The following is a 12,468-nucleotide window of genomic DNA, read 5'->3' as shown; positions in this document are numbered from 1 at the left end:
CATCCAGCCCCGCCGCCCACGACTGGAGATCCTCAGACGTCACCACATCCGACACGGATCCGACTATAGATCACAAAACATGACTGTAGTACTAGGTGCCCTGAGCAGGCCGTTCATCAGGGCGCACGTTAACAATTCCAGCGCCAAAGTCCCAGAGAAGCGAGATCCGCCCCCTTGGTTGGACGAGGGATACGAATGCCGCGAGGCGCGACCTGTTCGGCGAGAATGATGGGACTTTCGCCCCTACCGCAGTGGGGGCGTAAGCGGGATCTTGAGAGGTATGCAGCTCGACTCGTCCGGACTCCAGGTGCTCTCCCCCGAGGAGTGTCTCGGCCTGTTGTCCACCACACCGATCGGGCGCATCGTCTTCACCGATCGCGCCCTGCCGGCCGTACAACCGGTCAACTTCCATCTCGACGGCCACTCCATCGTGATCCGAACCTCCATCGGATCCAAACTGGCCGCCGCCACCCGGCACGCCATAGTGGCCTTCGAAGCCGACCAATTCGACACCGAGCTGCACACCGGCTGGTCCGTCACCGCCGTAGGCCACGCCCGCGCCGTCACCGACCCCGCCGAGATCAACCGGCTGACCGCGCTCCCCCTCACCACCTGGGCCCCCGGTAGCCGCGACCACTACATCGTCGTCGAAGCAGAGCAGATCTCCGGCCGCCGTATCATCAGCCCGCACCTCAACGGAAACGGAACACCCTCTCCCTGCTCGGCGCAGCGATGATCACGACGACCCGCCCCGTGGGTCCGGCACCAGATGCGGGCTGCTACGGCAGCATCCTGCGACCCGGGCCAGGGTCACCCGACGCTCGCGGCGATCGAGACTGACGACCTGGCGGTTGCGGACCAGCACCCGATGCGTATGTGGGCTGGGCCCCGATAAGCCTCGTCACGTCACGCGCACCCGTACCGTAGCTCGCGTCGGCCGGTGCCCCCGCTCGCCCTCCACGCCTCCTCAGCACGTGCGCGTAGTCTGAAAACAGGGCGACGTGATGCCGGAAGGAAGCAGGATGGCGCAAGATGGCGCTGGCCGGACGCCCGCTGGGAGCCAGGGGGCCGCGCCACTCGACGAGCCGCAGCTCAGCAGCCATCGCGGGGAAAGACCAGGGATGCCATGAGCGCGGGAGCGTCGCGGCGTGCCGTCGGCCAGCAATGGCTGCAACGCCTGCTGGACGCGGTCGTGTCGGTCAGCGCCGACATGGATACTCGCACTGTTCTGCACCGCATTGTGGAAGCGGCCGCCGACCTCGTCGGCGCACGCTACGGGGCGCTGGGCGTGCTCGGGCAGAGCGGTGAGTTCACCGATCTGATCACCGTGGGCGTCGACCACCAGCGGTTGATGACCGTTGCTGGCCTGCCACAGGGCCACGGCCTGCTGCACACCTTGGTGGCAGACCAGCAGGCGTTGCGGGTGCCGGACGTGGCGGCCGACCCTCGTTCCGTTGGCTTTCCGCCCGGGCACCCAGTCATGCATACCCTGCTGGGTGTTCCGCTGATGGTGCGTGGCACCGTCTACGGCAACCTCTACCTCGCCGACAAGAAGGATGGCACGCCCTTCGGCGACGACGACGAGGCCCTGCTGACAGCGCTCGCCAGCGTCGCGAGCGTCAGCCTGGAGAATGCCCGCCTGTATGAGCGCCTCAAACACGCCGCCGGGCACTTCCAGCGCCGAATGCTGCCCACGCTGCCCGACCTGACGCCGCTGCAGGCGGCAGCCCGCTACGAGCCGGCCTCCGAACTGCCCAGGCTCGGCGGTGACTGGTACGACGCCATGGTCTTGCCCGACGGCGCTACGTGCGTGGTGGTGGGCGACGTCACCGGCCACGACATCGAGGCCGCCCCCCTGATGGGGCAGATCAGCAACATGCTACGAGCGCTGGCCTTCGACCATTGCGGGCCGCCGAGCCTGATCGTGTCCAAACTGGACCATGTCCTGTCGATGTTGGATGACCCCCCAACGGCCACCTTGGTGCTCGGCCGCATCGAGTGCGACCGAGGACAGTACACCTTTCACTGGAGCAACGCTGGGCACCTGCCTCCGCTACTCATCTACGCGGAGGGCGGCACCTGCTACCTCGCGCCCACCCATCACGGGATTCCGGTGGGCATCGATACGACCGTGCCCCGGTTCAACCATGAACACCTGCTGCCGCCGGCAAGCACCCTGCTGTTGTTCACCGACGGGCTGGTGGAGCGCCGCGGTCAGAACATCGATGCCAGCCTGGACGACCTGGCCGACCAGGCCGCCCGCCTGACCGCGGCTCCACTCGACGATCTGTGCGACGCCCTGATCGCCCCAAGCGGCAAGGTGTTCGATGACGATATCGCGGTGCTGGCGCTGCGACTGCCAGGCCCGCAGTCCGGCTCGCCGGCCGAAGACCGGCATCCCACAGCGCGACCTGCGGCCACAACCGGCATCTAGCGCCACTGACAGCCTGAAAGACCGCATTCCCACGATCGGAGACTTCGGCACAGGGCTGATGCGTCTGCTCGATGTAGGCGGCCGCCGGACCGTGGCCGGCCTCTAACCGGATCTCCGCACGGCGCGGGCGCACATAGTTGCGCACCATCGCGTACGACACCTCCGCCGCCCCATGCTCTTCCACCAGGCGATTCCAGATCCGCACCACGGTGTGCCGCTGCTTGCGCGGCGCGTTCAGGTCCGCCCGCAGCATGTAATCGATCAACGGCTTGTAGAGGTCCAATCGCGAGGCCCGGGGCGGTAGCGGCTTGCGTGGCGTCGGCCAGGCGGGAGCAATGCTTGAGATCTGTGGATCATCGGGAAGGGGTGTACCTTCCCGATGATCATGTGAATCCACAAGCATGACCGACGCGCCAACGTCGGTCGGGAAGGCACACCCGTGCTCACCGTAGTCCCTGATCCCGCCGACGGCGGTCGCGCCGCGGCCACCACCTCCGCCCCGTCGCCAGCGCTGATCGACGAGCTCGTCCGCGAAGGCGCCCGCCGGATGCTCGCTGAAGCACTCAAGGCCAAGGTCGACGCCTACATCGCCCAGTTCGCCGACGAGCGCGACGAGGCCGGCCGCCGCCTGGTCGTCCGCAACGGCCAGCACGAACCCCGGACCGTGCTCACCAGCGCAGGCGCGATCGAAGTGCGCGCCCCGCGCGTCAACGACAAACGCGTTGATGAGGCCACTGGCCAGCGGCAGCGCTTCTCCTCGGCGATCCTGCCGCCGTGGTGCCGCAAGAGCCCGGCCATCACCGAGGTGCTGCCGCTGCTCTACCTGCACGGCCGGTCCTCCGGCGACTTCGTGCCCGCTCTCGGCCAGTTCCTCGGCTCGAGCAACGGGTTGTCGGCACCGGTCATCACCAAGCTCACCGAGCAGTGGAAGGCCGAGCAACGCGCCTTCGCCGAGCGTGACCTGGCGAACGTCGACTACGTCTACCTGTGGGCCGATGGCATCCACGTCAACATCCGCCTGGAAGAGCACAAGCTGTGCCTGCTGGTGCTCATCGGGGTGCGCGCCGACGGTCGCAAGGAACTCGTCGCGCTGACCGACGGCTACCGCGAGTCGGCCGAGTCGTGGGCCGATCTGCTGCGCGACTGCGCCCGGCGCGGCATGCGTGCCCCGGTGCTCGCTGTCGGTGACGGCGCGCTCGGCTTCTGGTCGGCGCTGGCCGAGGTGTTTCCGCAGGCCAAGGCCCAGAGATGCTGGTTTCACAAGATCGCGAATGTGTTGGGGGCGCTCCCGAAGTCGGCTCATCCCGGTGCGAAGAAGGCGCTGGCCGAGATTTGGAACGCCGAGAGCAAAGACCGGGCGCTGGCCGCGGTGGGCGCCTTCGAGAACGCCTACGGCGCCAAGTACCCCAAAGCCGTCGCCAAGGTCGTCGATGACGTCGAGGAACTGCTGGCCTTCTACGACTATCCGGCCGAGCACTGGCGGCATCTGCGCACCACCAATCCGATCGAGTCGACCTTCGCCACCGTCCGGCACCGCACCAAGGTCACCAAGGGACCCGGCTCCCGCGCCGCCGGCCTGGCCATGGCCTTCAAACTCATCGAGTCCGCCCAATCCCGCTGGCGCGCGGTCAACGGCGCCCACCTGGTCGCCCTCGTCCGCGCCGGCGCCACCTTCATCGACGGCAAGCTCGTCGAACGCCCCGCAGGATCACCCGTCCCCACAGCCGCCTAGGAACTCATGATCCACAGATCTTGACTATTGCTCACGGTGTGACCCGCGACCAACTGGCCACCGCACTTTGGCCAGACGATTGCGGTAAGGACATTCACAACGCGCTACGCCACCTCCGGAGCGCGCTTGTCACCGGAACCGACTACAAGAGTGCCGAGGCCAGGCGAGCGCCCTTCATCAGTGCCTCGACCACGAAGGACTCCGCGATCTACCGTATTGATCGCAAGCTGATCAGTGTTGACTTGTGGGACTACGAGGCGGCGCTGGAGCAGGTGAGAACCGCCGCTGATCCGGCAGATCGTCTGTCCGCCCTATCGAGAGCCGCCCGCCTCTGTACAGGCGAACTCGGTGAAGGGCTGACAGCGGAGTGGATCGAAGAACAGCGGTATCCCCTGACGCGTTCTCAAGCAGACGTTCTTTCCCAGCTCGCAGAGCTGTTGGCTGCAGAGGATCCCGAACAAGCGCTGTCCGCGACAGCAAGAACCCCCAAAGGCCCAGCGTTGATCTTCACCGCTGGAGATTGGAAAGCGTTCCCCAAAGGCGCCACCTAGGGCGAATTCGACATCTGACGGCGCTGGCCAAGCAAGCCCAACCAGGCAACGGAGGAAACGCGCGTGCCGTGACACCTTCCGGCCTCTGCACCCCTCAAATCACGTCACAAGGCCCCCGTGAATGGCGAGGGCCTTGTGACGTCCCGCCGGGCCGCCCTCCCCTCCTTAGCAGGGCCGCCCGGACCCACGATTATCTATCAGTAATCGTAAGGTTGCTACAAGTTATCGCCGGGGCAAAAGCACGTCCTGGAGATCGGCACCGGCTTCGGCTACTCCACCGCACTGCTGTCCCACCTGGTCGGCGACACCAGCCACGTCACCTCCGTCGACATCGAGCCCGACTCACCTGCCACACCGAGCAGCGTGTGCGCGCCGACGGGGACACCAACGTCACCCTGCTTGCCGGCCACGGCACCGCCGGCAGCGCCGACCGGTCGGTGGACCGCATCATCGCCTGGGCCAGTATGGAGCGCATCCCCGACGCCTATGTGCGCCAGGCCGTCCCCGGCGCGGTCATGGTGCGTTGTAATGCGCCCGCCGGCGGCCGGTGACCAGGATGAGCGGGTAGTCGCCGTCGGGACCCTCGCCCGGCGGAAGGTTTGGCCGGGCGGCGAGGCGGGCCAGTCCGTCCGCTGTCGCGAAGCGGTACATGCAGAGCTTGGCCGTTCTCGGGTGACCGGCGTTGGGGCACGGCCACGCGAGGGCGCCCTCACGGTCGAGCCACTGGTGCGAAATGCCGCCGAAAACAGGTGCGACCTGGCCGTATTCGGCGAGGGCGGCGGGCAGCACCACGTCGGCGTGGCGGGCGGTCTCGGAGAGGAACAGCTCCTGGCAGACCGCCAGAGGGCAGGTCTCCAGCGCGTCGACCACCGGCTCGGCACAGAAGAGCGGGGAGTCGTAGTGGTAGATCACCAGGCCGGGTGCGTGCTAGACACTAGGCTCCAGGCTGGCCGAGGTCGTGTGAAGGTTCTCCACCGCTTGTACGAGCGACAGGTTCGCGGCGGTCAACGTACTCTTCCAGATCGCTGACGCGCTTCTTCAAGGTCATCAGCTCGGCGTCGAGTACTGACGTCTCCATGACCGTTCGCCCACCCATCATGATGCTCTCCCTTCGTTGAAGCGGACGTCCCCATCGTCACCGCCGGTGACGTCGTTGTGCAGCAGCGAACGTCCCCGGGCAGCGGGACCAAAGGCACTGGCCGTGGACGTGCCCGCCGTCAGCAGCGTGCGTGGCGCCGCCGGTGCCATCTCGTTCCTCGTCTTGGTGGGCGGGAACGACCCACGCCACGATTCTGTGAGAAGACACCCGTCGAGGCGCGAATGAGATCCCATCCCTGAGGCGCCATCCCTCCTGGGGAGCCGATCGGTGGCGGTGGCCGCAGTCACAACGCCCCGCAACCGAGAGTGCTTCAGCCGGGCAGGACGTCCCTCCCCTTGGCGGGTGTCTTCGCATGTCGGCCGTTCGCGGCGACGACACCCTGCTCCACTGAAGGCCAAAGGTCCCACCGCACGCGGGACCGTCGCCTCTAAGCACCGAGCCCCAGACACCGGACGATGCAGGCATGAGAATCGGAATCAACGGGTTCGGGCGGAGCGGCCGGGCCGTCCTGCGCCGCGAGCTCCGCGCCGGCCTGGACACCGACCTGGACATCGTTGCCGTCAACGATATGACCGGCGCGGACGCGCTGGCTCACCTGCTCAAGCACGACTCCACCTACGGTCCGCTCGGCTTGCCCGACTCCGCCTCCCCCGGGGCGCTGGAGGCCAACGGCAAGACCGTCGCCGTCCTGCGCTACAGCACTGACCCGCTGATCTCCCGTGACATCGTCGGTGACGCCGCCTCCTGCGTGTTCGACTCCGCGCCCAACCAGGCGAGCGGGGACCTGGTGAAGGTCTTCGGCTGGTACGACAACGAATGGGGCTACGCCAACCGGCTGGTCGATATGGCCCAGCGGATGGTGTGACATGGAGCCTGTTGCCGTGCTTGCCCTGCACTTCGAGGAGAAGTGTCTGGTACGCACGCGCAACGCCCTCCACCGCGCGGCGAGAGAGCAGGGGCTGGCCGGGGAGCGGCTCTTGGACTTCCTCGTGGCGGTCAATGAGTGCGTGGTCAACGCGGTGACCCACGGCGGAGGGCAGGGCAGGCTCAGCCTGTGCCGGGTGGGGGCGACCTGGTGTGCGAGGTTCAGGACGCGGGACCGGGCATCCCCGCGCGGGCACTCGACGAGTCGCCTCTTCCGCCGCCCGCCGCCCCTGGCGGGAGGGGTATCTGGCTGATGCGCCGGCTGGCCGACCATGTCGGCTTCACCACCGGTTCCGGAGGCACCACCGTCCGGTTACGCATGCGCTGCCTTGCGGTTACACATATACATGCGGGGACCCGGTAGCAGTCGGCTTCGAGGCCGGTATGTCAGGTCCTATTTGTGGGTGCCTGCGACAGGGCCCTTCGGGTCCATGAAGGGCTGACCTCCGCCCTGCACCGGGTGGGAGAGGGCACGGTGTGATGGAGCGGGGACGAAGGAGGACACGTCATGATCATCGTTGGAGTGGACGGCTCGGTGAGTGCTCGAGCCGCGGTTGAGTGGGCGGCAGACGACGCCTTCCGCATGCGCCTGCCGCTGCGGATCGTGCACGCGGTGGACCGCGACTGGTACCAGGTCGGCAAATATCCCCTTCCGGATGTGCCGGAACTGCTGCTGCGCGAGGGGGACAGGATCCTGCGCGAGGCCGAGGCGCTCGCCCGCGAGCGCCAGCCCACGGTCGAGGTCGAAACGCACAACACCGAAGGCACGCCTGCCGATGTCCTGCGCGAGCAGGCCAAGGACGCCACTGAGTTGGTCGTCGGCAGCCGCGGGCTGGGCGGGTTCGCTGGCGCGCTGCTGGGGTCGGTCAGCACGCATGTGGCCGGTCAGGTGCCCTGCCCAGTTGTGGTGGTGCACGGTGAGACGCGGCCCGTGTGCGAGGAGGTCGTGGCAGGGGTGGACGACTCGCCCGAGTGCGAGCCGGCGCTGGCGTATGCCTTCGAGCAGGCCAAGCTGCGGGGCAGTGTCCTGCGGGTGGTGCACGCCTGGCAGTTGCCGGTGCACGCGTTCGCGCCGGAGGCCCCGTACGACATGGACGAGGTCCGTACGGCGCAGCACCAGCTTGTCAGGGACCGGGTGGATGCCCTGAGCAGGGACTATCCGCAGGTCGAGATCATTGAGCAGGTGGTGTCCGCGCATCCGGTGGACGCGCTCACCGAAGCGTCAGAGCGAGCGGACCTGCTGGTGGTGGGCTCGCACGGGCGCGGCACTCTGAGCTCGGTGCTGCTGGGATCGGTCAGCCGGGGCGTGCTGCATCACGCCCGCTGCCCGGTGGCGATGGTCCGCTCATAGGAACCTCTCTGGTCAGGGACTTGGCCATCTGGCATCCAAGGACGTCTGCCACTGCCGGCTGACGCGGTGAACCGGGGGTGGAGGTGGACGGTGTGCTCATCCACGACCGTCCGATCGTGGCCAGCTCAAGAGCACGTCCACGCTGGCCGAGGGCGATGGGGCGGTACTGGGGCCGCACATCGGCGATCTGCCCGATGCGCGCGTTGTAGGCGTACGAGCATGCGCTGGACCATTTCTGCCGGATTCACGGCATCGACCCGCCGCCGCGCTGCTGGGCCTGTGTGACGTCAACGGCTTCGAGGGTGAGGCGGCGATGCGTCTGGAGCAGGCCGCGGGACATTCCCTGGCAGCGAACCGCTGGTCTGGTGGCTGGAGCGAGGGTAGGCGGGCTGTGGGTGAAGGACGGGGTGAGCACGTTGCGGCACCTGCTGGAGGCCAAGGCGGACGGCGAGCCCGTCGGCCGGATCGCCACTGCATTTCACGCGACGATCGCGGCCGTGACGGTGTTGTTGTGCGCGCGGGCCGCGGCCGAGCATGACGTCACCCAGGTGCGCCTGTCCGGCGGGTTTCAGAACCGGCTGCTGGCCACCGACGCGCTGGCTTCGGCTGTCGGCGGCCGGATTCGAGCCGTACATCAGCGAGCGGTTCAGCTCAACGACGGCGGACGCAGCGATGACCGGGCGGTCGTCGCGGCGGCCAGACTGGCGTCTCCATAGGTCAGTCGCGCCGGTCGTCGTGGAGTCGGGCGGCCAGCGCGGCGGCCTGGGTGCGGCGTTGCATGTTGAGCTTGGCCAGCAGGTTGGACACGTAGTTCTTGACCGTCTTCTCGGCCAGGAACATGCGCTCGCCGATTTGCCGGTTGGTCAGCCCTTCGCCGATCAGGTCGAGAATTTGCCGCTCCTGCTCCGACAACGCGGCGAGCGGGTCCTTCTTGGCGGCCTGCTCGCGCAGGCGCTGCAGCATGGCGGCGGTGGTCTGCGGGTCGAGCAGGGACTGCCCGGACGCCACCGTGCGGACCGCGCCGACCAGGTCGGAGCCGTGGATCTGCTTGAGCACGTAGCCGGACGCGCCGGCCATCACCGCGTCGAACAACGCGTCGTCGTCGGCGAACGACGTCAGCATCAGGCAGGCCAGCCCGGGGAGCCTGGAGCGCACTTCGCGGCACACGTCCACGCCGCTGCCGTCGGGCAGCCGCACGTCCAGCACAGCCACGTCCGGTTTGAGCGCCGGGATGCGGGCGACCGCCGACTCGGCGGTGCCGGCCTCGCCGATGACCTCGATGTCATCCTCGGACGACAGCAGAGCTGCCACACCCCGGCGCACTACCTCGTGATCGTCGACGAGGAACACACGAATCATGCTTGCGACGCTATCCGACGATCGGCATTACTCGAAAGACAACAGGTCCTGGATTCGGAGGGCCAAAGTCCTCCTTTGTAAGGCCGTTCGGCGCTGTTCTCGTCGCCCTGCTCAAGCGTGTCCTGTAAGGGAGTTCGAGGAGGGGCCATGATTCTGGTAGGAGTGGACGGCTCGCGGGCGGCCCTCGAAGCGGTCGGCTGGGCCGCGCATGAGGCGGCCTTGCGTGAGGTACCGCTGACCGTGGCGCATGCCATGCCGCGATGGGCGTACGAGACCGAGACCGGCCGCTACGCCCAGGTGGCCGCGTGGATGCGCGAGGGCGGCAGGAGTGTGCTTGCGGCGGCCGAGGAACGGGCAGGCCGCGAGCAACCGAAGATCAGCCTGAACACCACATTCCTGCCCGATGACCCTCGCAGTGCGCTGATCGGCGCGGCGAAGGACGCCGAACTGCTGGTGGTGGGCAGCCACGGGATCGGCGGCTTTCGCGGGATGCTGGTCGGATCGGTCGCCTTCGGCGTGGCCGGGCACGCTCCGTGCGACGTCGTCGTGGTCCGCGAGCCGCCCTTGTCACCACGAGGTGAGATCGTCGCCGGAATCGACGGCTCGCCGGCGTCCGGCCGGGTGCTGGAGTTCGCGATCGCGGAGGCGCGGCTGCGCGGTTCGCGGCTGCGCGCCGTACATGCCGCCACAGGCCAGTGGGGTCCGGCGGGCCTCGCCGAGCCGGATGCCATGGAGGACATGCTGGAGACGCTCGCCGAGCGGCATCCGGACGTCGACGTCGTCAAAGAGGAGGTGCGCGGCCATCCCGTCGAGGTGCTGAGGCAGGCCGCGAACGGCGCCGACCTGCTGGTGGTGGGCTCACACGGACACGGCACACTGACCGGAATGCTCCTGGGATCTGTCAGCCAGGAACTGCTCCATCATGCGCCCTGCCCCCTCGCGGTGATCAGGAGCGCGAGGTGACCATCGACGGGCAACACGAGCCGCATAACCCGATGAGCGAGGATCGGCTCCGTGAACTTGTACAGCGTCGTGTGCGTGCGCTGGGCAGCCACGAACGGTACGGCCGCCGTCCCGGGGCCAGCCGTGCAGGTGGAACGGTCTCGTGGATCGCTCACCGGCAGCCGGCGGTCCCAGCCGGCGAGCAGTTCGATCACGTCAATCCGCGTGCACCTTGAAACCGCAACAGCTGGGTGTTGAGCACCGAAGGTGCCTCCTCGGCCGCCACCAGCAGCCGCCCGACCGCGAGATCGATGCTTGGTGCGGCGGTCATGGCGCACCTCCTACGGGGCGACCTTTCCGCGAGGGCGGGCGCCTTCAGGAATGGAGGTCCTATCGGTCATGGAGGCTGTCTTAGCCCTCCCGTGTCCGCCTTCGGCCAAAGCCTTGATCGTAGTCATCTGCTTCTTGACCGTGAAGTAGTCGGCCGACTGCGACAGGAGCAGGTAGATCAGGCCCAAGAGACCGGGGCGGCACAACACGCGGAGCCGGAACAACATCCTCGTGCGACCGCCGAGGTCGCGCAGGACGATCGCCCAGGTCTCCGTGACGTGGAACGCTCGGATCGCCAGGACGAGCGTGCGCTCGCGCTCCACCTGCTCGACCCGGTAACCGGTGCCCGAGCTGCTGGTCAGGAGCAGGTCGCCCACGCTGAGCTTCTGCAGCTCGGGGACGATGCGGCGGGCGCTGGGCATGCCGCCGTTGTCGATCGCGTCATAGCCGTACCAGCCGGCCCGGCTGTATCCGCCCATCTGCACCAGCCATGGCCACACCGCTTCAGGCGGCGCGTCAATGGTGATGGCGCGAGTCGCGACGATGTGGGGCAGAGGAACGACGGCGTCGCCCGGAAGCGTGCCGTGCACCTCCTCCCGAGTCGCTCCCCAGCGCAGCAGCCGCGGGCGCACGAACATCGCATAGGCGACGAGACCGGCAGCTTGTCCCAGCAGTGCTCGTCGTAGCTGTCTTCCGGTATTGCGCGTTCTCCTCATGCCTCGATCGCATCAAGCGGATGCGACGTTGGACAGTGCCGAAAGACGGTGGTGTAGCCGCCGTTCGTCCTCGCGTGCCGCACAACGGCGGCGCCCCGTGCAGGGACGGGACCAAGGTCCTGGCGCTGGGGGTCGTACGACACTGCCCCGGAAACGCCGCAGGCGGTGTGCTTGGGGTGTGACAACGACGCATCCGCAGCGAAAGGGGGCCGTCATGGCCGCCACCATCAACCGGCCCGTCAACCCGACCAGCACGGGCACGCCGGCGCGCCGTCCGGTCGACTACGTCTGGGCGATCGCCCGGATCTCGATCGGGTGGATCTTCCTGTGGGCTTTCCTGGACAAGACCTTCGGCTGGGGGTTCGCCACCCCGGCCAACCGCGCCTGGATCTCCGGCGGCAGCCCTACGACGGGGTTCCTCAAGGGCACCGGCGAGAACGCGCTCGGCGGCTTCTTCAGCTCGCTGGCCGGGCAGGCGTGGGTGGACTGGCTGTTCATGGCCGGACTGCTCGGCATTGGCCTCGCGCTCATCCTCGGCGTCGGCACCAGGATCGCCGCCGCCACCAGCAGCATCATGCTGGTCCTCATGTGGGCGGCCGAACTGCCCCTGGCCAACAACCCCTTCATGGACGACCACATCATCTACTCGATCGTCCTGGTCGGCCTCGCCCTCGCCAACGCCGGCACAACGCTGGGACTCGGCAACCTGCCGATCGTCCAGCGCAACCCCTACCTGAAGTAGTGCGCACGGCAACACGCCCGCCTCCAACGATCGGAGGCGGGCGTCGCGCTGTTCCGGCTCAAGTGAGCGGGTGGCCCGCCCGGCGCAGCGCTCCACCCTCCCGCCATCCAGCCTGCGCCCCGGCCACGCGCCTGCCACCAGCAGGCATGGTTCGGCGTACTGATGGCGAACAGAGCAAGAGCATCACGGCTGGGTGTTGAGCACGGACGGTGCCTGCCCAGCGGCCTGGTGTGCGCGAAGGCAGTACCGAAACGAACGACCGTTTCCCAGCTCAGGCCACGTCTCACT

General features: G+C 67.8%; 14 protein-coding genes and 2 pseudogenes. 12 read left to right on the top strand and 4 right to left on the bottom strand.

What is annotated here, in order from left to right:
• Positions 1-280: 280 nt before the first annotated feature.
• From ACIBVN_RS56820 to ACIBVN_RS56795, 6 genes and pseudogenes are all read left to right on the top strand, one after another.
• The gene (locus ACIBVN_RS56820) at positions 281-736 is read left to right on the top strand and encodes a pyridoxamine 5'-phosphate oxidase family protein (RefSeq protein ID WP_397150618.1); all 456 of its coding nucleotides are present in this window, start codon (positions 281-283) and stop codon (positions 734-736) included.
• Positions 737-1,126: 390 nt separating this feature from the next.
• Positions 1,127-2,434, top strand: a complete 1,308-nt coding sequence (locus tag ACIBVN_RS56815; RefSeq protein WP_397150616.1) for a PP2C family protein-serine/threonine phosphatase — start codon at positions 1,127-1,129, stop codon at positions 2,432-2,434.
• A gap of 439 nt (positions 2,435-2,873) precedes the next feature.
• Positions 2,874-4,166, top strand: coding sequence for an IS256 family transposase (locus tag ACIBVN_RS56810; protein ID WP_397150614.1), 1,293 nt, complete (start codon positions 2,874-2,876; stop codon positions 4,164-4,166).
• A gap of 38 nt (positions 4,167-4,204) precedes the next feature.
• On the top strand, positions 4,205-4,717 hold the full coding sequence (locus ACIBVN_RS56805; RefSeq protein WP_397150612.1) for a hypothetical protein: 513 nt from the start codon (positions 4,205-4,207) through the stop codon (positions 4,715-4,717).
• 246 nt (positions 4,718-4,963) lie between these two features.
• Positions 4,964-5,038: pseudogene (locus tag ACIBVN_RS56800) on the top strand (hypothetical protein); the annotation flags it as partial.
• Between the two features lie 44 nt (positions 5,039-5,082).
• A complete protein-coding gene (locus ACIBVN_RS56795) occupies positions 5,083-5,268 on the top strand; it encodes a hypothetical protein (RefSeq protein WP_397150610.1) in 186 nt (61 codons plus the stop codon).
• Here ACIBVN_RS56795 and ACIBVN_RS56790 read toward each other — a convergent pair.
• Complete coding sequence (locus ACIBVN_RS56790; RefSeq protein WP_397150608.1) at positions 5,231-5,629, bottom strand: hypothetical protein; 399 nt, start codon at positions 5,627-5,629, stop codon at positions 5,231-5,233. The two genes, ACIBVN_RS56795 and ACIBVN_RS56790, sit on opposite strands and share 38 nt — an antisense overlap.
• A 650-nt stretch (positions 5,630-6,279) precedes the next feature.
• Between ACIBVN_RS56790 and ACIBVN_RS56785 the strand changes: the two genes are divergently transcribed.
• The 4 genes and pseudogenes from ACIBVN_RS56785 (at position 6,280) to ACIBVN_RS56770 (ending at position 8,807) form a co-directional block, all read left to right on the top strand.
• Entirely contained in the window at positions 6,280-6,681 is a 402-nt protein-coding gene (locus ACIBVN_RS56785) for a glyceraldehyde 3-phosphate dehydrogenase NAD-binding domain-containing protein (RefSeq protein WP_397150606.1), read from the top strand.
• A gap of 1 nt (position 6,682) precedes the next feature.
• Positions 6,683-7,104 (top strand): annotated as a pseudogene (locus tag ACIBVN_RS56780) (ATP-binding protein).
• A gap of 144 nt (positions 7,105-7,248) precedes the next feature.
• Positions 7,249-8,091, top strand: coding sequence for a universal stress protein (locus ACIBVN_RS56775; protein ID WP_397150604.1), 843 nt, complete (start codon positions 7,249-7,251; stop codon positions 8,089-8,091).
• A gap of 407 nt (positions 8,092-8,498) precedes the next feature.
• Positions 8,499-8,807, top strand: a complete 309-nt coding sequence (locus ACIBVN_RS56770) for a hypothetical protein (RefSeq protein ID WP_397150602.1) — start codon at positions 8,499-8,501, stop codon at positions 8,805-8,807.
• Position 8,808: 1 nt separating this feature from the next.
• Here ACIBVN_RS56770 and ACIBVN_RS56765 read toward each other — a convergent pair whose 3' ends face one another.
• Positions 8,809-9,450 carry a response regulator gene (locus tag ACIBVN_RS56765; protein ID WP_397150600.1) on the bottom strand — a complete coding sequence of 214 codons (642 nt, stop codon included), beginning with the start codon at positions 9,448-9,450 and terminating at the stop codon, positions 8,809-8,811.
• Positions 9,451-9,597: 147 nt separating this feature from the next.
• On the opposite strand from ACIBVN_RS56765, the gene ACIBVN_RS56760 reads away from it, so the two are divergent.
• Entirely contained in the window at positions 9,598-10,413 is an 816-nt protein-coding gene (locus ACIBVN_RS56760; RefSeq protein WP_397150598.1) for a universal stress protein, read from the top strand.
• On the opposite strand, the gene ACIBVN_RS56755 is transcribed toward ACIBVN_RS56760, so the two are convergent.
• Both ACIBVN_RS56755 and ACIBVN_RS56750 read right to left on the bottom strand, forming a co-directional pair.
• Positions 10,371-10,607: a hypothetical protein gene (locus tag ACIBVN_RS56755; RefSeq protein WP_397150596.1), complete on the bottom strand. Its 237-nt coding sequence runs from the start codon at positions 10,605-10,607 to the stop codon at positions 10,371-10,373. The two genes, ACIBVN_RS56760 and ACIBVN_RS56755, sit on opposite strands and share 43 nt — an antisense overlap.
• A 126-nt stretch (positions 10,608-10,733) precedes the next feature.
• Positions 10,734-11,360, bottom strand: a complete 627-nt coding sequence (locus ACIBVN_RS56750) for a hypothetical protein (protein WP_397150594.1) — start codon at positions 11,358-11,360, stop codon at positions 10,734-10,736.
• 292 nt (positions 11,361-11,652) lie between these two features.
• Between ACIBVN_RS56750 and ACIBVN_RS56745 the strand changes: the two genes are divergently transcribed.
• The gene (locus ACIBVN_RS56745; RefSeq protein ID WP_397150592.1) at positions 11,653-12,180 is read left to right on the top strand and encodes a DoxX family membrane protein; all 528 of its coding nucleotides are present in this window, start codon (positions 11,653-11,655) and stop codon (positions 12,178-12,180) included.
• The last annotated feature ends 288 nt before the right edge of the window (positions 12,181-12,468 follow it).

Origin of the sequence: Nonomuraea sp. NPDC049400 (assembly GCF_044466425.1) — a bacterium.
GTDB lineage: Bacteria > Actinomycetota > Actinomycetes > Streptosporangiales > Streptosporangiaceae > Nonomuraea.
This window is presented reverse-complemented; position numbering and strand designations above follow the sequence as displayed.

Excerpts from the sequence above, each read along its gene's own strand:
- ACIBVN_RS56815 (WP_397150616.1), top strand. The coding sequence starts at position 1,127 with ATGAGCGCGGGAGCGTCGCGGCGTGCCGTCGGCCAGCAATGGCTGCAA.
- ACIBVN_RS56820 (WP_397150618.1), top strand. The coding sequence starts at position 281 with ATGCAGCTCGACTCGTCCGGACTCCAGGTGCTCTCCCCCGAGGAGTGT.
- ACIBVN_RS56775 (WP_397150604.1), top strand. The coding sequence starts at position 7,249 with ATGATCATCGTTGGAGTGGACGGCTCGGTGAGTGCTCGAGCCGCGGTT.
- ACIBVN_RS56785 (WP_397150606.1), top strand. The coding sequence starts at position 6,280 with ATGAGAATCGGAATCAACGGGTTCGGGCGGAGCGGCCGGGCCGTCCTG.
- ACIBVN_RS56750 (WP_397150594.1), bottom strand. The coding sequence starts at position 11,360 with ATGTTCGTGCGCCCGCGGCTGCTGCGCTGGGGAGCGACTCGGGAGGAG.
- ACIBVN_RS56745 (WP_397150592.1), top strand. The coding sequence starts at position 11,653 with ATGGCCGCCACCATCAACCGGCCCGTCAACCCGACCAGCACGGGCACG.
- ACIBVN_RS56765 (WP_397150600.1), bottom strand. The coding sequence starts at position 9,450 with ATGATTCGTGTGTTCCTCGTCGACGATCACGAGGTAGTGCGCCGGGGT.
- ACIBVN_RS56760 (WP_397150598.1), top strand. The coding sequence starts at position 9,598 with ATGATTCTGGTAGGAGTGGACGGCTCGCGGGCGGCCCTCGAAGCGGTC.